This is a genomic window from Nonomuraea sp. NPDC002799 (assembly GCF_053592075.1).
The window spans coordinates 199,517-223,469 of sequence record NZ_JBSFVA010000016.1 but is presented as its reverse complement, the minus strand read 5'-3'; the positions used below and the strand labels follow the sequence as shown (position 1 = coordinate 223,469).

Below are 23,953 nucleotides of genomic sequence, written 5' to 3'. Positions count from 1 at the left end.
CGGTATGGAGGGTATGCCATTACATCGCGCGGGAGGTGTGTCTACATGGTGGTGGGCTTGTCGCTCAGGAATAGAGGCGTAGGGCCTCGGTGATGGTCGCCAGGCGTTGAGGGGAGGCGAGGCCGGCGTGGTAGAGGTGAAAGTCCGTGGCTCCTGCCTTGGCGTATGTCCTGAGGTAGTCGGCGAGGGTGGTGGGGTCGGCAGGGCGGGGTGGGAGTGCGAGGACGTAGGCGGCCACTCGCTGGCCTGGGGTCGATAGTTCCGTGAGTTGAGCTAGACGGGCGGCGTCCGTGACCGGGTCGCCCCAGCAGGCGCCGACCAGGATGTCTGCTTCGGGCTCGCCCGCAGGGAGGGCAGCGAAGGCGCCTGCCGCCCATGGGTTCGGGTCGGCGTGCAAGGTGATGGGGACGTGGGGGGCTGTCCTTCTGGCGGTGGCGATCAGGCGTTGGCGCAGGGAACTGGATAGCTCGAGGCGTAGCGCTCGGATCTCATCGGCCAGTGGACCGAGTGCGTCTTCGATGGTCGTGGAGGAGTGGTCGGCTGTGGTTGTGAGAGAGGGGCTCGTGCTGGGGGTTGCGCTTTGGGTGCGGTCTATGGCTGCGCGGACGCGGTCCTTGGTCGTCGGCGGGTAGCGGTCGGCGCAGGACGTGCAGAAGCACAAGGAGAGGAGGTCGGCGTCGTCGGCTGTCCAGTCCGCGCCTGACGTCTTTTCGTGCACGCTCTGGTGGGTGAAGCCCATGGGGCCGCAGGCTTCCAAGATCAGCCCGTCCGGCTCGCCTACCGTGAGGATCTCCTCGACGAGGTGTGCGCAGTACTCGACGACGTCATCGTGGGCGGGGCAGAGGGCGTATGGGTAAGGGTCGCCGAAGGCGTTGCGGACAACGAGGTCCGGGTTCGCGGTGCCCAGGCGGGAATTGTGGGTGAGGACCGTCCAGGCGTGCACCTGGAGGCCTGCGGCCTTGATGGCGTCGCTGGCCTGAAGGTACGCGTCCGCAGGGGTCCAGGTCGGGCTGGCCGGTACCAGGCGACCCCAGGAAGTAGGGCGGATGGGGAGGTAGAAAGCCGGATATGGGACGTCCAGCACGCGATGGTCGGGGTGGTAGGGGGTGGCTGCGCGGGTTGAGTGGTAGCTGGCTGCCAGGGCAACTGCTTCGACGCCCAGGTCGGCCAGGCGGGCGGGGGCGGAAGGGTCGCCGACGATGTCCCAGGGGTAGATGTATGCGACGTTCACCAGCGTGGTCTCCTTGCCGAAAGGGCGGGCTCGAAGCGCCGCATGTAGCTCGTATCGTCGCGGGCGAGAGTGCCGCATTTCTCGTACTGCTCGTTCATGACGGCCAGGGCGTCCGGTCGAGTTCGACGCCGCCGAGGCCAGGCACTGCGGGGGCGAGGACGGCAACGTCGGCCTTGATCGCAGCGATCTCCTGGTCAGGCGCGAACATGCCGCCTTTGAGTTTGATCGACTGGAGTCCGTACTTCTTGATCAGGAGGGTGGCTTGTTTCACCGTGTCCCCCTTGTCCAGGGCGACGCCGAATCTGTTCGGGTCCTCGCCAGATGACCGGCCCGCTTGTAGAAGAGGTATGCCCTGTATGGCACCGTGCCCCTGGCCCGGCCGCTCGGCGGGTCGGTCACCGGCCCTCTGGCGGTCTTGCCGCGACCGTTCAGGCAGGCGACCTCAAAGGGGGAGAATGCCTGGTCGACGTTCATCTCTTTGGTGGCGATGCCGGTGAGGCCGCGCCGCAGGTTGGTCGCCACGTCGCAGACGGTCGCGGCGATCCGAGCGTACGGCGTGTGCGCGGCACGCACGTGGAGCTCATTCAGCGCCTGCGCGCGCTCGCGCACCTTGCGCAGATGCGCGAGGTGGCCGTAGGGCTCACTCGACCCGGTCAGATCCTGATCGGTGACGAGGTCGACAATGGTACGGAGGGCCCACGGCCGGTGGACTCCGGTGGCGTTCAGAAGGGGCGGATCCCGGAAGGCGACGGGAGTCGCCTGGGTCCGGGTGATGATCATTGCGACCGCCGTCCATATATGTGAACAATAGCCAGATTTGTGGACAAGTTGCCGCAACTGTAAGAATTGGGCTGAAGAAGTGTCAAGACTCCGAAGGGCCATTCGATGATCTACGGACACGACCCCAGGACCGGCGAGACCGTGGGCGCCGCTCTGCCCGAGACCGACACCGCCGGGGTCGACGCGATCGTTTCGGCTGCGGCCGCGTCCGGCGCCGCCTGGCGCGCGACCCCGGCCGCTGAGCGGGCGACCGCGCTCGAGGCCGTCGCCGACGCGCTCTCCGCGAACGTGGACGAGCTCTGGAAGATCGCTGACCAGGAGACCGCACTCGGCGAGGGGCGGCTGCGCGGCGAGGTGGGGCGTGCGGCGGGGCAGTTCAGGCTCTTCGCCGAGGTGATCAGGGATGGCGGTTACCTGGAAGCCATCATCGATCACGCTGACGCGTCCCTTACCCCGCCCCGGCCCGACGTGCGGCGGATGAAGCACGCCATGCCCGGTGTCGTCGCCGTCTTCGCGGCCAGCAACTTCCCGTTCGCGTTCTCCGTGGCCGGCGGCGACACCGCCTCCGCGCTGGCGGCGGGGTGCCCGGTGGTCGTCAAGGCGCATCCCGGGCATCCGAACACGTCCGAGCGAGTGGCGAAGATCGTGCGTGACGCGCTGCCGTACCCTGACCTGCTCGGTCTGGTGCAGGGCATGCAGGCCGGTGTCGATCTGGTGCAGCATCCCGGGGTGGTCGCGGCGGGGTTCACCGGGTCGGTGGCCGGCGGCAAGGCGATCCAGCGGCTGATCGATGAGCGTGAGACGCCGATTCCGTTCTACGGCGAGCTCGGCAGCGTCAATCCGGTGGTCGTGCTTCCTTCGGCGCCGGTCAAGGAGGTGGCCTCGGGGTTCGCGGGGTCGCTGACGCTCGGAGTCGGGCAGTTCTGTACGAATCCCGGCCTCTTGTTCGTGCCCGAGGGTGACGAGCTGCGCCAGGCGATCGTCGAGGCGGTCGAGGGAACGACCGGCGGGGCCATGCTGGCCGAGCGGATCAGGGACGGATACCTGGGAGGTGTCGAGCGACTCGGTGAGCTGCGGTTGCTGGCCGAGGGTGCGCCGGGGGCGGGTGACCTGGCCGTCACGCCGAAGGTGTTCGCCACGGATCTCGGCTCGTTCGAGGAGAAGTTGCCGCGGATCGCGGAGGAGTGCTTCGGACCGGCGGCCATTGTGGTGACGTATCAGGAGATTTCCGATCTGCGGCCGGTTCTTGAGCGGTTGGAAGGGTCGCTTACGGCTACCGTTCACGGCACTGAGCCGGATGAGGCCGCAGAGGTCGCCGAGGTGCTGAGCCGGAAGGCTGGGCGGGTCATCTGGAACGGGTGGCCTACCGGGGTGGCCGTGTGCTCGGCGATGCATCACGGTGGCCCGTGGCCTGCGTCGACGTCGACGTTCACGTCGGTGGGGGCTACGGCCATTCAGCGGTGGGTGGTGCCGACGGCGTATCAGGACTGGCCGGTGGCGCTGCTGCCGGACGAGCTGAAGGATGACAACCCGCTGTCCATTCCGCGCAAGGTTGATGGGCGGTTGCAGGCGGTCTGACGGTCCTGCTCGGTCTGGCGTGGGAGTGGCGTTCGATGGTGGCGGAGGCTGCGTCGTCCTGTGATGGCGGTGGGAGCGGCGTCCGGGTGGGTGGTCGGTGGGGGTTGCGCCTTGTGATGCGGTAGGAGTGGCGCTCGGCAGCGGTGGCGGGGGCTGCGTCGTCCCGTGGCGGTGGTGGGAGCGGCGTCCGGTGGGTGCCGGTGGGGTTGCGCCTGGTGGTTCAGCGGGAGTGGCGTCCGGTGGTGATGGCGGGGGTGGCGTCTTGTGGAGACGTGGGCACGGGGGCTGAGGGGTTGAGTGTGGGGGTTGGCGGGGTGAGGGAGGTCAGCTGCCGGCGATTTCCAAGCCGGCGCCGATGATCTGCTCCAACCGCACCACATGCTCCGCCGTCGGATCCACCAAAGGCGCCCGCACGCCCCCCACCTCCAGCCCTCGCACCCGCACTCCCGCCTTCACCAACGCGACGGCGTACCCGGGCACGAGGTCGCGCAACTCCACCAACGGCAGGTAGAACTCGGTCAGCAGCCGCTGTACCAGCACCTCGTCCCCACCCGTGACAGCCTGGTGAAAGGCGAGCGCGATCTCGGGCGCGAACGCGAACACCGCGCTCGAATACAGGCTCACCCCGAGCCCCCGGTAGGCGGGCACGGTGAGCTCGGCGGTAGGCAACCCGTTGAAGAAGGTGAAGTCGGCGCCGACCGAGCGCCGCACGGTCAGGATGATGCGCTGCAGGAGGTCGAGGTCTCCCAGCCCATCCTTGAACCCGACCACGTTCGGCACGGTGGCCAGCTCGGCGACCGCCTCAGGGGTGAAGCGGGCGGTGCCGCGCTGGTAGATGATGACGGGCAGACCGCCGGCCGCGGCGACTTCCCGGACGTACCGGACCAGGCCGGCGGGCGGGCCGCTGACGAGGTAGGGCGGCATCAGCAGGAGCCCGTCGGCTCCGTGGGCGGCCGCCGCGCGGGCGATGGCCTTGGCGGCGGGAAGTGTGCCGCCGGCCCCGGTGAAGACGGGGATGCGGCCGTCGGTGGCGGCGACGGAGGTGTGCACCACCCTGCTGTATTCGTCGAGGTCGAGGGCGTTGAACTCACCGGTGCCGCAGGCGGCGAACACTCCTCCGGCCCCGGCTGCGACCCCCTCGGCGACGTGCCGGGCCAGCGCGGGTTCGGCGAGGTCGCCATCGGGCCCGAAGGGGGTCACCGGAAAGAAGAGCACGCCATCCAGCCGCATCTGCGGTCCTCTCTAGCGGGTGCCCCTCCGGGTGGAGGGCGTTCTGTCTGACGGGTGCCCTTCGGGGTGGAGGGCGTTCTGTCTGACGGGTGCCCTTCGGGGTGGAGGGCGTTCTGTCTGACGGGTGCCCTTCGGGGTGGAGGGCGTTCTGTCTAGCGGGTGCTCTTCCGGGTGGGGCGCCCCTTCTAGCGGATGCCCTCCCGGCGGAGGGTGGCAGCCAGTTTGCGGGTGTGTTTGATCACTGCCTCGGTGATCTGCTCGACGTCGGCGGGCGTGAGCCTGGCGGGCATCGAGCAACTGATCGCGTCGGTCGCCGGGATGCGGTAGTCCACCGCGACGGCCACGCAGGCCACGCCGAGCGTGCCCTGCTCGCATTCGTACGACCACATCCTGGTGCGGACCTGGTCGAGCTCCCCGGTCAGCTTGGCCAGGTCGGTGATGGTGTGCTCGGTCAGCGACGTCAGCGGGTCGGACAGCAGGGCCACCACCTCGTCATCGGTGAGCTGGGCGAGCAGCACCTGCCCGAGCGCCGTGACGTGGGCGGGCAGCCGCCGGCCCACCCGGGGGATGATGTGGTCGGCATCGCGTGACTCCCTGGTCGCCAGGTAGAGCACGTGGCCCCCGTCGCGACGGGCGAAGTGCACGGTTTGCCCAATCTCGTCCCGCAGATCCTCCAGGGTCTCCTGCGCGAACGGCAGCGCGGGGTCCTTGTCCAGGTACGCGGTGCCGGTCAGCAGCGCGTGCGGCCCGACTCCGAACGCCGAGCGTGCCGAGTCCGTCTCGACCCAGTTGAGCTCGACCAGCGTGCGCATGAGAGCGTGCAGACTGCTCCGCGGAAAGCCGGTGCGCTGCTGGAGCTCGGACAGCGTCAGGCTCTCGTGCGACTCGGCCAGGGCTTCCAGGATGCGTACCGTCCGCTCGGCGGACTTGACCAACTGGGGCTCCATACTCATCCCATCTCGACTGCGGCTTCGGAGATCCAGAATATGGGATACCGTCCAGATACATGGATATCTAACCCTTGACAGCGCCGCTTGTCAGACCGCGCATGAACTGTCGCTGGAAGGCCAGGAACGCGATGATCGAGGGCAGCAGCGCCAGGAGTGAGGCCGCCAGCAGCACGCCGATCCCGACCTCCTCGTCGGAGCGGAGTGAGCGCAGTGCGATCGGCAGCGTCCACATCTCGGAGTCCGTCGCGACGATCAGGGGCAGCAGGTACTGATCCCAGATCATCGTGAAGCCGAAGACGCCGATCACGCCGAGTGCGGGACGGCACAGCGGCACGATGATCGTGGCGAAGATCCGCAGCTCGCCCGCCCCGTCGATGCGCGCGGCCTCCTCCAGCTCGACCGGCACCTCCTTCATGAACTCCGTCATGACCAGGATGGAGAAGCCCCAGGCTCCGACCGGAAGGATCATGCCGGCGTAGGTGCCGATGAGGTTCAGGTGAAACACCGGCAGGTCGGCCAGGACGAGTGAGAGGGGGATCGCGATGATCTCCTCGGGCAGCATCATCGTGGTGAGCATGAGCAGCATCACGAACGTCATGCCGCGAAACTTCTTGCGCGCCAGCGAGTAGGCGGCGAAGACGCTCACCAGCATCTGCAGCAGCAGCCCGAGGCCCACGACCACGAACGAGTTGAGCAGGTAGAGGTAGACGTTCTTGTCCTTGGCCTGGACGTAGTTCTCCAGGGTGAACTCGTCGGGCCACAGGGAGAAGGAGGTGGGATCGAGGGTCTTGCTGAACGAGCTCATCAGCAACCCGACCAGCGGTCCGGTGAAAACCACCACAATAAGCGTATAAATCAGGACCTTTCCGGCTGTTGCCAGGGGGCCCTTCCGTGACTCCAGCCCCAGCGCGCTGTCGAACCTCATTTCGCCTGCCTCCTGCGCAGAAGCTGTACGACCAGGGTCAGCATCAAGGTGGCCAGGAAGAGCACGATCCCGCCCGCCGAGGCGACCCCCAGCTCGTTCTTCTGGAACCCCAGCTTGTAGATCAAGGTCATCAGCACTTCCGAGGCTCCGTTCGGGCCGCCGTTCGTCAGCACGTACACCTCGACGAACACCCGCAAGCCCCGGATCGCGGCCAGGGTGAACAGGATCCAGAACACCGGCCGCAGGGCGGGCAGCGTGATGTGCCGCAACCGCCGCCACGTGGAGGCCCCGTCCACGGCCGCCGCCTCGTAGAGCGTGCGGTCCACGCCGACCAGCCCGGCCAGGAAGATCATCATGTCGTACGGCGTCCCGCGCCAGATGCTCATCAACATGATCGACCACAGGGACGAGTGCTCGCTGGCCAGCCAGGGCTGCGGATCGACGCCGACCCAGCCGATGATGATGTTCAGCATCCCGTTGCCGGCCGGATGGAACATGATCCGCCACACCTCGGCCACGGCCGCCATCGTGGTCACGACCGGCAGGAAGGCCGCCGTCCTGACGAACCACAGGTACCTGGCCGGTCCCTCGATCAGCAGCGCGAACCCGAAGCCCAGCACCAGCGAGCCCACCGTGGTGCCCAGGGCCAGCACGATGCTCTGCCAGATGGCCGCGGCGAACTCGGAGTCGGTGATGATCGTCTGGTAGTTCGCAAAGCCGACGAACTCATCGCCGAGGAAGGTCTGGACCTTGAAGAAGCTCTTCCACAGGCCCACGAACATCGGGATGAACTTGAAGTACAGGAAGAGCAGCAGTGCCGGGGCGAGGAACAGCCAGGTGACCAGCGGCCCCCGCCACCGCACCCGCCTGGGGGGACGGCCGGGGGCCGTCGTCCGGCCCCCGGCCCGCGCGAGTGTGGAGGTCATGACGCTTTCTGGCTCTGCAGTTCCTGGGTCAGCTTGGTATTCAGCTCGCCCATCGTCGCCTTGACGTCCTTGGCGCAGTCGGCCCAGGCGGCGTTGATGGAGTCGGCCGAGTCCTGGCGGATCGGCGCCCAGTTCGGCACCGGCGGGGCGTAGACGGCGTTGGCGTAGGAGTCCTGGAAGACCTTCCAGCGCGGGTCCTGCCGCTCGGCGGCCAGGTCGACCTGGGTGTTGACGGGCAGGCGGACGATGGCGCCGTTGGCGTCCTTGTTCATGCCGACCCGCTGGCCGTCGGCCGAGATCGCGTACTCGGCGAACTTCTTCTGCGCGTCCTGCATCTCGGAGCCGGCCATCAGGTAGACGTTCTCGCCCTCGCCGAGGGTGCCGGGGCCACCCGAGGGGCCCTTGGGCACGGGCAGGACCTCGATCTTGTCGGTGCCGATGCTCTTGACGAACCTGGCCAGCACGTACGGGCCGACCAGGTAGATGCCGCCCTGCCCCTTCTCGAACACCTCGTGCGTGACGGTCGTGTCGTTGCTGACGGCGCCGGGGTTGACGGACTTGGACTTGCAGAACTGGTCCTGCAGGTACTGCACGGCCTCGACGGTCTTGGGGTCGTTCGTGGTGGCCGTGAACTTGCCGGCGCCGGCGGACTTGATGAAGTCTCCGCCGTTGGCGTAGATGAGCGAGGAGGCGTACCAGGAGGCGTAGCCGCGCTTGGTGCCGGCCGGGATGACGAAGCCGGCGGTGTCGGCCTGGCCGTTGCCGTCGGGGTCCTTGGCGGTGAACGCCGTGGCCAGTTTGGCCAGGTCCTCCCACGTCTGCGGCGGTTCCATGCCGACCTTCTCGCGCCAGTCCTTGCGCACGATCAGGGCGAAGGCCTGGGCGGAGAAGGGCGCCGCGTAATACTTGCCGTCGCTGCCGGTGGCGGCCTTCCACGACAACTCGGAGAGCGTGCCGCCGCCGGCCAGCGCGGCCTTGTCGATCTCGCGCAGCCAGCCCTGGGTCTGCATGTTGCCGAGCTGGGCCGTGTCGTTGATGACGACGTCGGGAAGGTGTTTCTGGGCGGCCTGCTGGTTCAGCTTGGTCTCGAAGTCGTCGAACAGCGCGACGACCTTCGTCTTCACCCCGCTGGCCGTGGTGAACGCGGCGGCGAGCTTCTGCGCCGTCTTGGCCGCGTCCGAATCAGGCGCCTGCCTGATCCAGATCTCTAAGGTGTCGTCCGAACCCGATCCCCCGGAACCGCAGCCCGTCAGCGTTCCGGCCAGGCTCGCGATGAGCGCGATGCCGAGCAAGCGACGTGACATCAGACCGCCTCCCGTTCACATACGTGGACATGTGTCGGTCACATGAACTCAGTGGTGTGAACGTAACGAGCGCTCGCTTCACGGTCAATATTCAAGGATGTGAATTTCTGTCAGGTTCGTGTACATCATTGAGCATGCGCATACTCATGACCGGCGCCGCGGGAAAAGTCGGCACGCTGCTCCGCCCGCGGCTCGCACGTGAAGGCCGCACACTGCGGCTTTCCGATCTCAACCCCGTCGAAACCGGCCCCGGAGAGGAGTGGGTGACGGCCGATCTCGCCGACCCGGCCGCCGTGGCCGAGGCGATGAAGGGCGTGGACGCGGTGCTCCATCTGGGCGGCCAGAGCCGGGAGGCTCCGTGGGACGAGATCGTCCAGGCCAACATCAACGGGACGCAGGTGCTGCTGGAGGCGGCGCGCCAGGAGGGCGTCGAGCACCTCGTCCTCATGGGCAGCCACCACGCGGCCGGCTTCCAGACCCGCCCGGCCGGCGGCGCCGACCTGCCCGACTACGCCTTCCCCCGCCCCGACACCTTCTACGGCGTGAGCAAGGTGGTCATGGAGGCCCTCGGCAGCCTCTACCACGATCGGTTCGGCATGAACATCACCGTGGTCAGGCTCGGCACCTGCAACGAGGGCACGCTCGACACGCGCGGCCTGGCCACGTGGATCTCGCCCGACGACCTCACCGGCCTGGTCGAGGCCGCCCTCGCCGCGCCCGGCTACCACGTGGTCTGGGGCGTCTCGGACAACACCCGCCGCTGGTGGTCGCTGGAGGAGGCCGCCTCCATCGGCTACGTCTCCCGCGACGACTCCGAACCCGGCGCCGCCGCGCTCATCGCCGAGCACGGAGAGCCCGATCTGTCAGAACCCCTGCACCATCGGGCCGGCGGCGTGTTCACGCTGAACGAACTCGGTGAGCGCTGGTGACTCCTTAGCAACCGGTTGCAAGAACCTTGACGTGTAGAGGCATGAAGGTCAAGGTTTGACTTGGCAACCGTTTGCAAGGGAGGACGGCGATGACGGCGACGATCAAGGATGTGGCGCGCGCCTGCGGCGTCCACGTGTCAACCGTGTCGCGCACCTTCTCCGCGCCGCACCTGGTCAATCCTGCCACCAGGAGCCGGGTGCTGGCCGCCGCCGACGACCTCGGTTACCGGCCCAACCGGGCGGCCAGGGCGCTGACCACGGGCCGCACGTTCAACATGGGCCTGATCGTGGCCGACATCGCCAACCCGTTCTTCCCGCCGCTCATCAAGGCGGCCCAGGCACAGGCCAGGGGCCGCGACTACCACGTGTTCGTGGCCGACACCGATGAGGACCCGCGGGTGGAGGAGGAGCTGATCAGGACGTTCGCCAAGCAGGTGGACGGCGTTCTGCTGTGCAGCCCCCGCCTGTCCAACCGGATGATCGAGCGCCTGGCGGAAGACGTGCCGTTCGTGGTGGTGAACCGGCGGATCAAGGGCCTGCCCGCCGTGCTGATGAACGTCGCCCAGGGCGCCAAGCTCGCGCTGGAGCACCTGGCCGGGCTCGGCCACCACCGGATCGCGCTCGTGTCGGGCCCGATCGGGTCGTGGACCAGCAACGAGATGCAGGGCGTGGCGGCCGAGGCCCCCGGGCTCGACCTCGTCTTCTTCGGCCCCAACCAGCCCACGGAGACCGGCGGCCTGGCCGTGGCCCCCGAGGTGGCCGCCTGCGGCGCCACCGCGGTGCTCGCCTACAACGATCTCGTCGCGCTCGGCCTCATCGAGGGCCTCTCCGCGATGGAGATAGGGGTACCAGACCAGATAAGTGTGGTCGGGTTCGACGACATCCTGCCTGGACGGCTCAATCGGCCCAAGCTGACCACGGTGGCCATGCCCGCCGTGGCGGCCGGGCGGATGGCCGTCGATCTGCTGCTGCAGTCGGGGGGCGAGGGCGCGACCGTGACCCTCGACACCGCCCTCATCGTCCGCGAGTCCACGGGAAGGGCCCAAAAATGATCTTCGGAACGCTGCCGTCAGGCGAGAGCGTCGAACGGGTGGAGTTGTCATCGGGACGGCTGCGCGCCGAGGTGCTCACCTACGGCGCCATCGTGCGCTCGCTGGAGGTGTCGGGAGTCGACGTCGTGCTCGGCCTGGACACGCTGGAGGACTACCGCACCCGCAGCCGCTACTTCGGCGCGGTCGTCGGCAGGTACGGCAACCGCATTGCGGGCGGCCGCTTCACCCTCGACGGCGCCGAGTTCCGCCTGCCGGTCAACAACGGCCCCAACAGCCTGCACGGCGGCACCGAGGGCTTCGACGGCAAGGTGTGGACCATCGAGGCGCGGACCGAGGAGTCGGTGACCCTCACGCTGACCAGCCCCGACGGCGACCAGGGCTATCCGGGCACGCTGACCGCCTCGGTCACGTACACGCTGGCGGACGACGCGCTGCGCATCGACTACGCGGCCGAGTCCGACGCCCCGACCGTGGTCAACCTGACCAACCACTCCTACTTCAACCTCAAGGGCGGCGGCGATGTGCTCGACCACGTCGTGCGGATGGAGGCCGAGCACTACCTGCCGGTGGACGACGACAAGATCCCCACGGGCGAGCTCGCGCCGGTCAAGGGCACGCCGTTCGACTTCACCGCGCCGCACGCCGTGGGCGAGCGGCACGACGGCGCCTACGACCACTGCTTCGTGCTCGACGGCGGCGGCATCCAGGTGACGGGCGGCGGCCTGACCATGGAGGTCACCACCACCGAGCCGGGCGTGCAGTTCTACGCCGGGGGCATGCTGGACGGGGTCGCGACGCCGTACGGGCCGTTCGCGGGGTTGTGCCTGGAGACGCAGCACTTCCCCGACTCGCCCAACCAGCCGGGGTTCCCCTCCACCGTGTTGCGGCCGGGCGAGCGCCGCACCTCCACCACCACGTACCGGTTCACGGCCTGACCGTGCGCAGGGTGGTGGCGGCCTTGATCACCAGCAGGGCGACGTCGTCGTGCGACGGCTCGGTCGCGAACGTCTCGACCGCGTGCCGCACGCGCTCGGCCACCGCGTGGGCGCTCAGCCCCGTGCAGCCGGACAGCAGTGCCGCCAGCCCGTCGCCGTCGTCGAGCAGCCGGTCGCCGTCGCGCCGCTCGGTCACGCCGTCGGTGACGCACAGCAGCAGCTCCTCCGGCGCCAGCTCGAACGTCTCGACGTAGAACCTGGCGCCGGCCTCGATGCCCAGCAGCAACTGCGGGCTCGCCATCGCCTCGACCCGGCCGTCCGCCCGCAGCAGCAGGGGTGGCGGATGGCCGGCCGAGGCGATCGTGCACAGCGCGCCGCCTTGCGGCAGCGGCGTCAGCTCGCCGCACAGCAGGCTGAGGAAGCGGCCCTCCTCGACCTCCTCCAGCAGCACCTGGTTGAGCCGGTCGAAGATGTCGGCCACCGTGTAGTGCTCCTTGGCCAGCAGGCGTACGGCGTGGCGGGCCAGGCCGGTGACCGCGGCCGCCTCCGGTCCGCTGCCGCACACGTCGCCCAGCGCGAAACACCAGTGGTCGGCCACCGTGAACAGGTCGTAGAAGTCGCCGCCGACGTCCGCCCCCTCCTCGGCGGGCTCGTAGATCACCGCGGACTCCAGGCCGGGCATGGGCGCCACCCGCATCGGCAGCAGGCTGCGCTGCAGCACCCGGGACGTGGTGGCCTGCCGGGTGTACAGCATGGCGGTGTGCAGGTTGAGCGCCACCAGGCGGCACAGGTCCGACAGCAGGTCGGCCAGCTCCAGCGGCAGCGTCGGCTCGGCGCGGCCGATCACCAGCGCGCCGTGCGACCTGCCCTGGGTGAGCAGCGGGAAGGCCAGCACGGACTCGGGGCCGACCGGCCAGCTCACCTCGGTCAGCGCGGTGCGGGGGATGGCGGGCAGCGACTTGCGCAGGTCGGCGTTGTGGCGCTCCTCGGCGTGCCAGACGTGGGCCAGCCGGGTCATGCCGGCCAGGTCGGTCAGGTAGATGGCCGCCCACGTCGCGATCTTGGGCACGACGAGCTGCGCGGTCAGGGCCGCGATCAGCTCCTCGTCGTGCACGCCCGCCAGCAGCTCACCCGCCTCCGCCAGGAACGACAACCGCCCCCGGTGCGCCCGGTCCTGCTCGGCCACGCGTTCGCGGTGCACCGGCACGGCCACCTGGTCGGCGATGTGCTGCATGCTGACCGTGAGCTCCTGGTCGAAGTGGCCCGGCTGGGCCGCCGTCACCACGACGTAGCCGATCACCTCGCCGCTGACCAGCAGCGGCGCGCAGGCCAGCGACCTGGCGCGCAGTTGCTGGGCCAGCTCGACGTCCCCGGCCAGCAGGTCCTCGATCATGGCCGGTGTCCTGCGGTCGGAGCCGAACACCCCCGTGGCCAGCACCCCGACCAGCCCCGCCGTCGCTCCCGCGCCCGCCGCCACCCCGAACCGGTTGCCGCCGTCGGCCGCGAGCAGCACGTACGCCGCGTCGCCGCCGCTGGAGATCTGCACCATCTGCGCGATCGTGTCGAGCAACTCGGCGAACGGCATGTCGTGGTCGAGCAGGTCCTTGATGCGCCGCCCGGTCTCCCTGCGCAGCGGCGCGGGCGGCGGCGTCAGGACGTAGCGGTGGTCGCTGGAGACCACCATCCAGATCGAGTAGCCCTGCCCCCTGGTGCGCAGGTGGGAGACGTAGACGGGGATCAGCCGGCCGTCGGAGTGCCGCATCCGCGCCTCGCCCCGCCACCGGCCCAGGCCCAGCGTGTCGTCCAGCGACAGCGCGTACGGGCCGTGCCCGCGCCAGGCCACGATGTCCTGCAGCTTCCGGCCGATCGCCTGCTCGGGACGCCAGCCGAGCAACTGCACCGCCTCGGGGTTCCACGACTCCACCAGCCCGTCGCGGTCGCAGACCACGACACCGACGTGCAATGTCTCGATCGGCGCGGGGACGGGAATCGGGAGCGGGCCGTGGCGGCCGGCCACGATCTCCTGGACGTCGCAACCGTCGGTGAGGTCCATCCGCACCCAGACCCGTTTGGCGGTCCTGGTGTAGGTCACGCCCCAGGCGTCGGCGAGCATGCCGGCGAGCGCGAGGCCGCGCCCCGAGGTCGGCATCGCCTCCACGGGGCCGTCGGCCGGCATGCTCTCGGCGGCGGGGATGCTCCGGGTCGGGTAGTGGTCGTCGACCTCGATCTCCAGTTTCGGCGGGACGGCATCCACGTCCAACCGGCACGTCAGCTCGACGCCGGTGCCCGCGTGCACGACGGCGTTCGTGACAAGTTCGCTGGTCAGCAGCACGGCGTCCTCCGCCAGATGGCTCAGCCGCCACTCGCCCAGCACCTGGCGGACGAACCTGCGCGCGTGCGCGGGCGCATGGGGCGTGCCGTCGAAGGCCGTGCTCGACACCCTGGTCGTGTCCACTTAGCGTCCTAGAACATCACTCGATGTGGCAGTTCGGTCACTCTCAGGGTGGCAGACTGATGCCGTTGATATCTCCAGTTGTGAAGAAGGCCGCCATGGTCGCGCAGTTGGAATCCCCCCGCACCCCTGGAACGCTGCACCCTGCGGACCTCCGGCCGCTGCTCGTGGTTCTGCAGGGGCTGCGTGACGGCAACTTCCGCACCAGGCTGGAGGTGCCGGGCGATCCGTTCCTCGCCGAGCTGGCGACCGCGTTCAACCAGGTGGTGGACCGCAACGAGCACCTTGCGGGTGAGCTCACCAGGCTGCGCACCGAGGTGGTGCGGAGAGGGCGGCTCGACGAGCGGCTCAGCGCCACTCCCGGCACGGGCGGCTGGGCGGTCAACGTCGCCACCGTCAACACCCTGCTCGACGCGCTCGTCATCCCCGTGGCCAAGGCCACCCGGGTGCTCAACGCGGTCGCGGACGGCGACCTGTCCAGGCGGGTGGACCTGCAAGGGGACGACCGGCCGCTGCGCGGCGGCCTGCGGCTGATGGGCACCGCCGTCAACCGCATGGTCGACCAGCTCGCGCGCTTCTCCGGCGAGGTGACCAAGGTGGCGAGGGAGGTCGGCACCGAGGGCCGGCTGGGCGGCCGGGCCAAGGTCGCGGGCATGTCGGGAAGCTGGCGCGACGTGACGGAGGCGGTCAACGCCATGGCGGGGCGGCTGACGGCGCAGGTGCGCGACATCGCGGTCGTGACCACCGCCGTGGCCAGGGGCGACCTGACCAGGCAGGTGACGGTCGAGGCCACGGGCGAGCTGCTGGAGCTCAAGCTGACCGTCAACACCATGGTCGACCAGTTGTCGGCGTTCGCCAGCGAGGTGACGCGGGTCGCGCGCGAGGTGGGCACCGAGGGCCAGCTCGGTGGCCGGGCCGAGGTGAAGGGCGTGCTCGGCACCTGGAAGGACCTGACCGACAACGTCAACTTCATGGCCTCCAACCTGACCACCCAGGTGCGCAGCGTCGCCATGGTCACCACGGCCATCGCCAACGGCGACCTGTCCAAGAAGATCACCGTGGACGCCCGGGGTGAGATCCTCCAGCTCAAGGAGACCATCAACGCCGCGGTGGACAAGCTGTCGGGGTTCGCCGACGAGGTGACGCGGGTGGCGCGCGAGGTGGGCACGGAGGGGCGGCTGGGCGGCCAGGCGCAGGTACGCGGGATGAGCGGGGTGTGGAAGGACCTCACGGACAACGTCAACTTCATGGCCTCCAACCTGACCAGCCAGGTGCGCAACATCGCGCAGGTGGCCACCGCCGTGGCCAACGGCGACCTGTCCAAGAAGATCGACGTGGACGCGCGCGGGGAGATCCTGGAGCTCAAGACCACCATCAACACCATGGTCGACACGCTCTCGTCGTTCTCCTCCGAGGTGACGCGGGTGGCCCGCGAGGTCGGCTCGGAGGGCAGGCTCGGCGGGCAGGCCGAGGTCGAGGGCGTCTACGGCACCTGGGAACGCCTCACCAAGAACGTCAACGAGCTCGCGGGCAACCTGACCACCCAGGTCCGCGCCATCGCCGAGGTCGCCAGCGCCGTCGCCCAGGGCGACCTGAGCCGCTCCATCAGCATCGAGGCCAAGGGCGAGGTCGCCGAGCTGAAGAAGGACGTCAACCTCATGGTCGCCAACCTGCGCGAGACCACCCAGGCCAAGGACTGGCTGGAGAGCAACCTGGCCCGCATCGCCGGCCTCATGCAGGGCCACCGCAACCTGGTCGAGGTCGCCGACCTCATCCTGCGCGAGCTGACGCCGCTGGTCAGCGCCCAGTACGGCGCGTTCTTCCTGGCTGACTCCGACTCCCCCGACGGGGCGCTCGCCCTCATCGCCGGCTACGGCGCCGCCCACGACATGTCGCCGAGCTCCGGCGCCCCCGGGCCCGGGCTGATCAGGCAGGCGGCGCTGGAGCGCAAGCGCATCCTGTTCGAGGACGTGCCGCCCGGCTACATCAAGGTCCACTCGGGGCTCGGGGAGTCCGCGCCCGCCAGCGTGGTGATGTTGCCGATCCTCTTCGAGGACAAGGTGCTCGGGGTGATCGAGCTGGCCTCGTTCAGCCGGTTCAGCGACGTGCACCTGGCCTTCTTCGACCAGTTCGTGGTCACCATCGGCGTCGCGATCAACACCATCATCGCCAACGCCCGTACCGAGTCGTTGTTGTCGCAGTCGCAGCGGCTGGCCCAGCAGCTCCAGGGCCGCTCCGACGAGCTGCAGCGCCAGCAGGCCGAGCTGCGCAGGTCGAACGCCGCGCTGGAGGAGAAGGCCCACCTGCTGGCCACCTCCTCGCGCTACAAGTCGCAGTTCCTGGCGAACATGTCCCACGAGCTGCGCACGCCGCTCAACAGCCTGCTCATCCTGGCCCGGCTGCTGGCCGACAACCCGGAGTGCAACCTGTCGGAGCAGGAGGTCGAGTTCGCCACCACCATCCACAACGCGGGCAGCGACCTGCTCCAGCTCATCAACGACATCCTCGACCTGTCCAAGATCGAGGCCGGGCGGATGGACGTGCGCCCCGAGAAGTTGCCGCTGAGCAAGCTGCTCGACTACGTGGACGCCACGTTCCGGCCGCTCACCGTGGACCGGGGACTGACGTTCGAGATCGAGGTCTGCCCCGGCGCACCGCAGGAGCTGTACAACGACGAGCGCCGCCTGCAGCAGATCCTGCGCAACCTGCTGTCCAACGCCGTCAAGTTCACCGCGGCGGGCGAGGTCCGCCTGGTGGTCTCGGCCGACCGGGGCGTGCTGGAGCCGGTCGGCGACGGCGACGTGCTCGCGTTCGCGGTCAGCGACACCGGCATCGGCATCGCGGCCGACAAACTGTCCGCCATCTTCGGCGCCTTCCAGCAGGCCGACGGCACCACGAGCCGCAAGTACGGCGGCACGGGCCTCGGCCTGTCGATCAGCAGCGAGATCGCCCGCCTGGTCGGCGGCGAGATCCACGCCAGCAGCGTTCCCGGCCGGGGCAGCACGTTCACGCTCTACGTGCCCGCCAGATGCCCGGCCCCGAACGTCCCGGGCGCGTCCGACTGGCAGCCCGAGATCGTGCCCAAGGCGATCGAGCCGGGCGCGGAGGGCGACGGCCTGTGGCCGTCCGCCACCAAGCTCACCCAGGTGATGGAGGGCCCGCTCAAGGCGGTGTTCGCGGGCCGGCGGGTGCTCATCGTGGACGACGACATCCGCAACGTGTACGCCCTGACCCACGTCCTCGGCCGGCTCGGCATGGAGATCCTCTACGCCGAGAACGGCAGGGAGGGCATCGAGACGCTGGAGCGGGAGGAGGACATCTCACTCGTCCTCATGGACGTGATGATGCCCGAGATGGATGGCTACGAGACGCTCCTCGCGGTACGGCAGATGCCGCGCTTCGCCGAGTTGCCGATCATCGCGCTCACCGCGAAGGCGATGACGGGCGACCGCGAGAAGACGATCTTCTGCGGCGCGTCCGACTACGTGCCCAAACCCGTCGATCTCGATCAGCTCCTGGGGGTGATGCGCCGGTGGCTCGCGGGCGAGAGGAAGGGCGGTGGATGAACCGCCAGGTGCGCATTCTGCTGGTCGACGACAACGAGGAGAGCCTGATCGCGCTGGAGGCCGTCCTGCAGCCGTTGCAGCAACTGCTGTTCAAGGCCAGGTCGGGGCATGAGGCGATGAAGCTGATGTTGCGGCACGACTTCGCGGTCGTCCTGCTCGACGTGCTCATGCCCGGCATGGACGGCTTCGAGACGGCCACCCACATCAAACGGCTCGACCAGACCCGCGACGTCCCCATCATCTTCCTGACCGGCACCGAGCCCGGCTCGGGCGCCGCCTTCCGCGGCTACGCGGTCGGCGCCGTCGACTATCTCACCAAGCCGTTCGACCCCTGGGTGCTCCGGTCCAAGGTGGCGGTCTTCATCGAGCTGTCCCGCAAGAACGCGGTGCTCGCCGAACAGGCCGCGCTGCTCGCCCAGCTCGTCCCGGACAACGAGGGGCTGACGGACTTCGCGCGGCGGCTCGGCGCGGTCGAGGCGCACCTCGACGGGCTGGCCGCGGCGGCCTCCGGTGACGAGGGCGTGCGAGAGGTGGTCAAGGAGCTGGCCGACCGGGTGGCGGCCATGCAGGCGGCCTTCGACGCCGCCGCCGCGACGTGCCGGCTGCGGGACTGAGACCCCGCCGGTTTGCGCCACCTTGACGATCTGAGGGGGCACCGGCGAGCCTCCGCGCGTTCAGCGGTGTCTCCGACGTACCTTTGGCATCATGGCCACCCGTACGCCGAAAAGCTCACCGAAGGGGCCGGCGAAGCGGTCGGCCTCGGCCCGCTCCACCCCCGCGAAGCGGACCGGCGCGTCGGCGGGGCGTCCCCGAGCGCGGGGGTCCGCCGCCGGCCGCAAGTCGTCGGTGGCGCACCCGGACCCGATCAGCTGGGTCTTCACGATGATCGGCAAGCTGATCGTCGGGTTGTGGATGTTGCTCGCCAACGGCATCGGCAGCACGGCTCGCGCGCTGGGCAAGAACGCCCGCGAGCTCGATCCCGCGCATCGGCGCGACGGGGTGGGCCTGACGGTCCTGGCGGGCGCGATCGTGCTCGCGTCCATGACGTGGCGCACCTCCGGCGGCGCGGTCGCGAGCGTGGTCAACGTGACCGTGCACGGCGTGTTCGGCTCGCTGGCCTGGGCGCTGCCGCTGCTGCTGGGCCTGCTGGCCTGGCGCTACCTGCGCCATCCCGACCAGAACGCCGACACCGGGCGCATGGTGATCGGCTGGGCCGCGCTGATGGTGGGCGTGCTGGGTGTGATCCACGTGGCCAACGACACCCCCTATCCGGCGGGTGAGGGCCAGGGCATGGACAAGGTGGCGCAGGCCGGCGGCATGGTCGGGTTCATCGTCTCGGCGCCGCCGATGAGCATCCTGCCGCCCTGGATCACGATCCCGCTGTTGCTGCTCCTGTCCGGGTTCGGCGTGCTGGTGATCACCGCCACCCCGGTGCACCGCATCCCCGAGCGGCTGGGGGAGCTGAAGCATCTGCTGTTCGAGCGGCACGCGGAGCCCGACCCGCGTGAGCCGGCCAAGAAGCGGGCCAGGCCCAAGAAGGGCGAGCCCGGCGAGCCCGGCGAGACGGTCAAGCCCTATGACACGCCGGTCCTGGCCGAGAAGCCCGAGAGGCGGGGCGAGCACTCGCCGGAGATCGTCCCCGGGCTGACGGACGAGGAGGAGCCGGCCGCGGCCGAGGCCGACCGCAGGCCGGAGCCGCCGCAGCCGACGCCCGCGCCGCGCAAGGTCGAGCAGCTCGTGTTGTCGCCGCAGGCGGGCCCCTACAGCGTGCCCGACCTGAAGTTCCTCAAGCAGGGCACCGCGCCCAAGCCGCAGACCAAGGCCAACACCACCGTGGTGAACGCGCTGACGAGCGTGCTGGAGCAGTTCGTCATCGACGCGCAGGTGATCGGTTTCACCCGGGGGCCGACCGTGACCCGCTACGAGATCGAGCTGGGGCCGGCGGTCAAGGTGGAGAAGGTCACGGCCCTCACCAAGAACATCGCGTACGCGGTCAAGTCCGCAGATGTCAGGATTTTGTCGCCAATTCCGGGCAAGTCGGCGATCGGGGTGGAGATCCCGAACGCCGACAAGGACCTGGTGGCGCTCGGCGACGTGCTGCGCGCCCAGGTGGCGCAGGCCGACCACCATCCGATGATCGTCGGCCTGGGCAAGGACGTCGAGGGCCGCACCATCGTCGCGAACCTCGCCAAGATGCCCCACCTGCTCATCGCGGGCGCCACCGGCGCCGGCAAGTCGGTCTGCGTCAACGGGCTGATCACCAGCATCCTGATGCGGGCCACGCCCGACGAGGTGCGGATGGTGCTGGTCGACCCCAAGCGGGTCGAGCTGAGCGTCTACGAGGGCATTCCCCACCTGATCACGCCGATCATCACGAACCCGAAGAAGGCCGCCGAGGCCCTCGAATGGGTGGTCGGCGAGATGGACCGGCGCTACGACGACCTGGCGGCGTCCGGGTTCAGGCACGTGGACGAGTTCAACAACGCCGTGCGCGCGGGCAAGCTGCAGCCGCCGCCCGGCAGTGAGCGGGTCTACCAGCCGTATCCGTACCTGCTGGTGATCGTGGACGAGCTCGCCGACCTCATGATGGTCGCCCCGCGCGACGTCGAGGACTCCATCGTGCGCATCACGCAGCTCGCCCGCGCGGCCGGGATCCACCTCGTGATCGCGACGCAGCGGCCGAGCGTCGACGTGGTCACCGGTCTGATCAAGGCGAACGTGCCCTCCAGGCTGGCCTTCGCCGTCTCCAGCCTCACCGACTCGCGGGTCATCCTCGACCAGCCGGGCGCGGAGAAGCTCGTCGGCCAGGGTGACGCCCTGTTCCTGCCGATGGGCGCGAGCAAGCCCATCCGGATCCAGAACGCGTACGTCTCGGAGAAGGAGATCGCCGAGGTCGTCACGCACTGCAAGACGCAGATGCAGGTCGAATATCGCGACGACGTCGCGGCGGTGGTGGTCAAGCGGGAGATCGACGAGGACATCGGCGACGACCTCGACCTGCTCGTCCAGGCCGCCGAGCTGATCGTGACCACCCAGTTCGGCTCGACCTCGATGTTGCAGCGCAAGCTGCGGGTCGGGTTCGCCAAGGCCGGGCGGCTGATGGACCTGCTCGAAAGCCGCAGTGTGGTCGGCCCGAGCGAAGGCTCCAAGGCGCGGGAAGTGCTCGTGAAGCCGGACGATCTGCCGGGTTTGCTGGCCGACCTGCGTGGCGAATGACCCCAATGCATGCTTCCACGGCGGTTACTGGTTGAATATGAACCACTACGCAACGTCGTGGTGGGGAGGCGTTCGCTGTGCAGGAGCAGAGCATCGGGGCCATGCTGGGGGCTGCCAGGCAGTCTGCTGGGCTGACAATCGCGCAGGTCAGCGCGATCACCCGGATCCGCGAGGCCATCATCAAAGGCATCGAGCAGGATGACTACGAGCAGTGCGGAGGCCAGTTCTACGCCAGGGGGCACGTGAGAGCCTTCGCCAAGGCGGTGGCGATCGATCCGGAGGCCACGGTCCACCTGTTCGACCAGCTGCACGGCGGTGCGCCCGTGCCGGTGCGGGCCGCGGCCGTGTTCCAGGCCGACCGCAAGATCCACCTGCCGGAGCGGCGGGGTCCCAACTGGACGATGGCGCTCGGGGTGGCGCTGGCCATCGTGGTGGTCTTCGGCATGATGCGGGTGCTGGGGGGTGCCAGCGACCAGGTGCGCAACACCGGCGTGCAGGCGGCCTCGGCCAGGCCCAGCGTGCCGCCCAACACGCCGATCACCGAGACGCCCAGGTCCAAGCCGTCCAAGGCGAGCAAGGGCATGGTGACGGTGATGATGAAGGCCAAGCGGTCGTCGTACGTGAACGTGCGCGACGCCGACGGGCGCAAGCTCTTTTCCGGAACGCTGAAGGCCGGAAAGAGCTCCACCTGGGAGGCGGCCGATCAGGTGCACGTGCTGCTCGCCGACGCATCAGCCGTTACGGTGCAGGTCAACGGCCAGAAGGTGGCCAAACTCGGCGGTCGTGGGGAGATGGTGCGGCGCTCGTTCGGGCCGGCCAAACCCAAGCAGCGGTAGCCGTCGGGGGAACCCGTGCATCGGGTGGTGGCCAACTCCCGATACCGTAGGGTTCACCATGTCATCCCGCCGAACCGCATCGCTGATCACCCTGGGCTGTGCCCGCAACGAGGTCGACTCCGAGGAGCTGGCCGCGCGACTTGAGGCTGCCGGTTGGCAGCTCGGCGACGACGACCCCGATGTCGTCGTCGTCAACACGTGTGGCTTCATCGACTCGGCCAAGAAGGACTCGATCGACACGCTGCTGGCCGCGGCCGACTCCGGCGCGAAGGTGGTCGCCGCGGGCTGCATGGCCGAGCGCTACGGCAACGAGCTGGCCGAGGCACTGCCGGAGGCCAGCGCGGTCATCTCCTTCGACGACTACGCCGAGATCGGTGGCCGCCTCGACGACGTGCTCGAAGGCCGCTCGCTCAAGCCGCACACCCCACGCGACCGCCGCACCTTGCTACCGATCTCGCCGGTGGACCGTGCCAGCGCGCCCAAGACGAGCATCCCCGGCCACGGCGACCTGCCCGACGGCCTGGCGCCCGCCACCGGGCCGCGCGTGCTGCGCAAGCGGCTCGACGAGAGCCCGGTGGCCTCGCTCAAGCTGGCCTCCGGTTGCGACAGGCGCTGCACCTTCTGCGCCATCCCGGCCTTCCGCGGCTCCTACGTCTCGCGCAAGCCGGAAGAGCTGATCGCCGAGACCGACTGGCTGGCTCACCGGGGCGTGCGCGAGCTCGTCCTCGTCAGCGAGAATTCCACGTCCTACGGCAAGGATCTGGGCGACCTGCGGGCGCTGGAGAAACTGCTGCCCGACCTCGCCGCCGTCGAGGGCGTCCAGCGGGTGCGGGTCAGCTACCTCCAGCCGGCCGAGTTGCGCCCAGGGCTGATCGACGTGATCACCGGCACCGACGGCGTGGCCCCCTACTTCGACCTGTCCTTCCAGCACGCCAGCGGCACCGTGCTGCGCCGGATGCGGCGCTTCGGCGACCCCGGCCGCTTCCTCGCGCTGCTGGAGGCCGTGCGCGAGCGCGCTCCCGAGGCGGGTGTGCGCTCCAACTTCATCGTGGGCTTCCCCGGCGAGACCGAGGAGGAGTTCGGCGAGCTGGTCGGCTTCCTGCAGGAGGCCCGGCTCGACGTGATCGGCGTGTTCGGCTACTCCGACGAGGACGGCACGGAGGCGGCCGGGATGTCCGGCAAGCTCGACCAGCACGTCATCGACGAGCGGGTCCGCGTGCTCACCGAGCTGGCCGAGGAGCTGACCGCCCAGCGTGCGGAAGAGCGCATCGGCACCGAGGTGGACGTGCTGATCGAGGACGATCTGGGCGACGGCGGCTATGAGGGCCGCGCCGCGCACCAGGGCCCCGAAGTCGACGGATCCGTCACGGTTCAGGGCATCGGCCTGGTCAAGGGACAGATCGTGCGCGCGGTCGTGGTCGACGCCGAGGGGGTTGACCTGATCGCGCGCATCAAGGCCGGCCCATGAAGAAGGACGAGCGTCGCGGCCCCGTGGTAAGTCCGTGGAACATCGCCAACGTCCTCACGGTCCTCCGGTTGGCGCTCGTCCCCTTCTTCGTCTTCTGCCTCTTCCTGCCGGGCACGGGCTGGCGGCTGGCCGCGCTGGCGGTGTTCGGGGTGGCCTCCATCACCGACCACCTCGACGGCGAGCTGGCCAGGCGCTACGGCCTGATCACCGACTTCGGCAAGATCGCCGACCCGATCGCGGACAAGGCGCTCACCGGCGCGGCGCTGGTGAGCCTGTCGATCCTGGGCGAGCTGCCGTGGTGGGTCACGATCATCATCCTGGGCAGGGAGCTGGGCATCACCGTGCTCAGGTTCGTGCTGCTGCGGCACGCGGTCATCCCCGCCAGTTACGGCGGCAAGGTCAAGACGGTGCTGCAGATCGCCGCGATCGTGCTCTATCTCCTGCCTTTCACGCAGGGGCCCGTGCACTGGGTGGTGATGGGGGCGGCGACGGTCATCACCGTGGCCACGGGCGCCGACTACGTCCTGCGGGCCACGAAGCTGCGTCAAGTGGCCCGCCGGGCCCGCGGGGAGTGA

At 69.3% G+C, this 23,953-nt stretch carries 19 protein-coding genes; 10 read left to right on the top strand and 9 right to left on the bottom strand.

From position 1 onward, the window contains the following. Positions 1 to 64: 64 nt before the first annotated feature. The 3 genes from ACWD0F_RS27925 to ACWD0F_RS27915 all read right to left on the bottom strand — a co-directional run bounded on the left by ACWD0F_RS27925 (position 65) and on the right by ACWD0F_RS27915 (position 2,011). Positions 65 to 1,231: a hypothetical protein gene (locus ACWD0F_RS27925; protein WP_449880359.1), complete on the bottom strand. Its 1,167-nt coding sequence runs from the start codon at positions 1,229 to 1,231 to the stop codon at positions 65 to 67. Positions 1,232 to 1,325: 94 nt separating this feature from the next. Further along, positions 1,326 to 1,502, bottom strand: a complete 177-nt coding sequence (locus ACWD0F_RS27920) for a hypothetical protein (RefSeq protein WP_449880357.1) — start codon at positions 1,500 to 1,502, stop codon at positions 1,326 to 1,328. Beyond that, positions 1,499 to 2,011 (bottom strand): hypothetical protein, encoded by a 513-nt coding sequence (locus ACWD0F_RS27915; protein ID WP_449880355.1) that lies wholly within the window; start codon positions 2,009 to 2,011, stop codon positions 1,499 to 1,501. Before ACWD0F_RS27915 ends, ACWD0F_RS27920 begins: the two co-directional genes overlap by 4 nt. A 105-nt stretch (positions 2,012 to 2,116) precedes the next feature. On the opposite strand from ACWD0F_RS27915, the gene ACWD0F_RS27910 reads away from it, so the two are divergent. Beyond that, positions 2,117 to 3,589 carry an aldehyde dehydrogenase (NADP(+)) gene (locus tag ACWD0F_RS27910; protein ID WP_449880353.1) on the top strand — a complete coding sequence of 491 codons (1,473 nt, stop codon included), beginning with the start codon at positions 2,117 to 2,119 and terminating at the stop codon, positions 3,587 to 3,589. Positions 3,590 to 3,913: 324 nt separating this feature from the next. Here ACWD0F_RS27910 and ACWD0F_RS27905 read toward each other — a convergent pair whose 3' ends face one another. From ACWD0F_RS27905 to ACWD0F_RS27885, 5 genes are all read right to left on the bottom strand, one after another. Further along, positions 3,914 to 4,819 (bottom strand): 5-dehydro-4-deoxyglucarate dehydratase, encoded by a 906-nt coding sequence (locus tag ACWD0F_RS27905; protein ID WP_449880351.1) that lies wholly within the window; start codon positions 4,817 to 4,819, stop codon positions 3,914 to 3,916. A 185-nt stretch (positions 4,820 to 5,004) separates the two neighbouring features. Continuing rightward, positions 5,005 to 5,766, bottom strand: coding sequence for an IclR family transcriptional regulator (locus ACWD0F_RS27900; protein WP_449880350.1), 762 nt, complete (start codon positions 5,764 to 5,766; stop codon positions 5,005 to 5,007). A 67-nt stretch (positions 5,767 to 5,833) separates the two neighbouring features. Further along, a complete protein-coding gene (locus ACWD0F_RS27895) occupies positions 5,834 to 6,607 on the bottom strand; it encodes a carbohydrate ABC transporter permease (protein ID WP_449880348.1) in 774 nt (257 codons plus the stop codon). A gap of 83 nt (positions 6,608 to 6,690) precedes the next feature. Beyond that, positions 6,691 to 7,620 (bottom strand): carbohydrate ABC transporter permease, encoded by a 930-nt coding sequence (locus tag ACWD0F_RS27890; RefSeq protein ID WP_449880346.1) that lies wholly within the window; start codon positions 7,618 to 7,620, stop codon positions 6,691 to 6,693. Beyond that, positions 7,617 to 8,924, bottom strand: a complete 1,308-nt coding sequence (locus tag ACWD0F_RS27885; protein ID WP_449880344.1) for an ABC transporter substrate-binding protein — start codon at positions 8,922 to 8,924, stop codon at positions 7,617 to 7,619. The genes ACWD0F_RS27890 and ACWD0F_RS27885 overlap by 4 nt, the downstream gene beginning before the upstream one ends. A 134-nt stretch (positions 8,925 to 9,058) precedes the next feature. On the opposite strand from ACWD0F_RS27885, the gene ACWD0F_RS27880 reads away from it, so the two are divergent. The 3 genes from ACWD0F_RS27880 (at position 9,059) to ACWD0F_RS27870 (ending at position 11,840) form a co-directional block, all read left to right on the top strand. Further along, complete coding sequence (locus ACWD0F_RS27880) at positions 9,059 to 9,853, top strand: NAD-dependent epimerase/dehydratase family protein (RefSeq protein WP_449880343.1); 795 nt, start codon at positions 9,059 to 9,061, stop codon at positions 9,851 to 9,853. A gap of 89 nt (positions 9,854 to 9,942) precedes the next feature. After that, complete coding sequence (locus ACWD0F_RS27875) at positions 9,943 to 10,905, top strand: LacI family DNA-binding transcriptional regulator (protein ID WP_449880341.1); 963 nt, start codon at positions 9,943 to 9,945, stop codon at positions 10,903 to 10,905. Continuing rightward, the gene (locus ACWD0F_RS27870) at positions 10,902 to 11,840 is read left to right on the top strand and encodes an aldose epimerase family protein (protein WP_449880339.1); all 939 of its coding nucleotides are present in this window, start codon (positions 10,902 to 10,904) and stop codon (positions 11,838 to 11,840) included. The genes ACWD0F_RS27875 and ACWD0F_RS27870 overlap by 4 nt, the downstream gene beginning before the upstream one ends. Here the strand turns inward: ACWD0F_RS27870 and ACWD0F_RS27865 are convergent. Beyond that, entirely contained in the window at positions 11,830 to 14,295 is a 2,466-nt protein-coding gene (locus ACWD0F_RS27865; protein WP_449880337.1) for a SpoIIE family protein phosphatase, read from the bottom strand. The genes ACWD0F_RS27870 and ACWD0F_RS27865 overlap by 11 nt on opposite strands. A gap of 95 nt (positions 14,296 to 14,390) precedes the next feature. On the opposite strand from ACWD0F_RS27865, the gene ACWD0F_RS27860 reads away from it, so the two are divergent. From ACWD0F_RS27860 to pgsA, 6 genes are all read left to right on the top strand, one after another. Then, positions 14,391 to 17,858: a HAMP domain-containing protein gene (locus ACWD0F_RS27860; protein WP_449880335.1), complete on the top strand. Its 3,468-nt coding sequence runs from the start codon at positions 14,391 to 14,393 to the stop codon at positions 17,856 to 17,858. Continuing rightward, the gene (locus ACWD0F_RS27855; RefSeq protein WP_449880334.1) at positions 17,855 to 18,472 is read left to right on the top strand and encodes a response regulator; all 618 of its coding nucleotides are present in this window, start codon (positions 17,855 to 17,857) and stop codon (positions 18,470 to 18,472) included. The genes ACWD0F_RS27860 and ACWD0F_RS27855 overlap by 4 nt, the downstream gene beginning before the upstream one ends. Positions 18,473 to 18,563: 91 nt before the next feature. Further along, positions 18,564 to 21,074, top strand: coding sequence for a DNA translocase FtsK (locus ACWD0F_RS27850; RefSeq protein WP_449880333.1), 2,511 nt, complete (start codon positions 18,564 to 18,566; stop codon positions 21,072 to 21,074). A 77-nt stretch (positions 21,075 to 21,151) separates the two neighbouring features. Further along, entirely contained in the window at positions 21,152 to 21,910 is a 759-nt protein-coding gene (locus tag ACWD0F_RS27845; protein WP_449880331.1) for a helix-turn-helix domain-containing protein, read from the top strand. A 58-nt stretch (positions 21,911 to 21,968) separates the two neighbouring features. Further along, entirely contained in the window at positions 21,969 to 23,378 is a 1,410-nt protein-coding gene (gene rimO / locus ACWD0F_RS27840) for a 30S ribosomal protein S12 methylthiotransferase RimO (RefSeq protein ID WP_449880329.1), read from the top strand. Further along, entirely contained in the window at positions 23,375 to 23,953 is a 579-nt protein-coding gene (gene pgsA, locus ACWD0F_RS27835) for a CDP-diacylglycerol--glycerol-3-phosphate 3-phosphatidyltransferase (protein ID WP_449880327.1), read from the top strand. The genes rimO and pgsA overlap by 4 nt, the downstream gene beginning before the upstream one ends.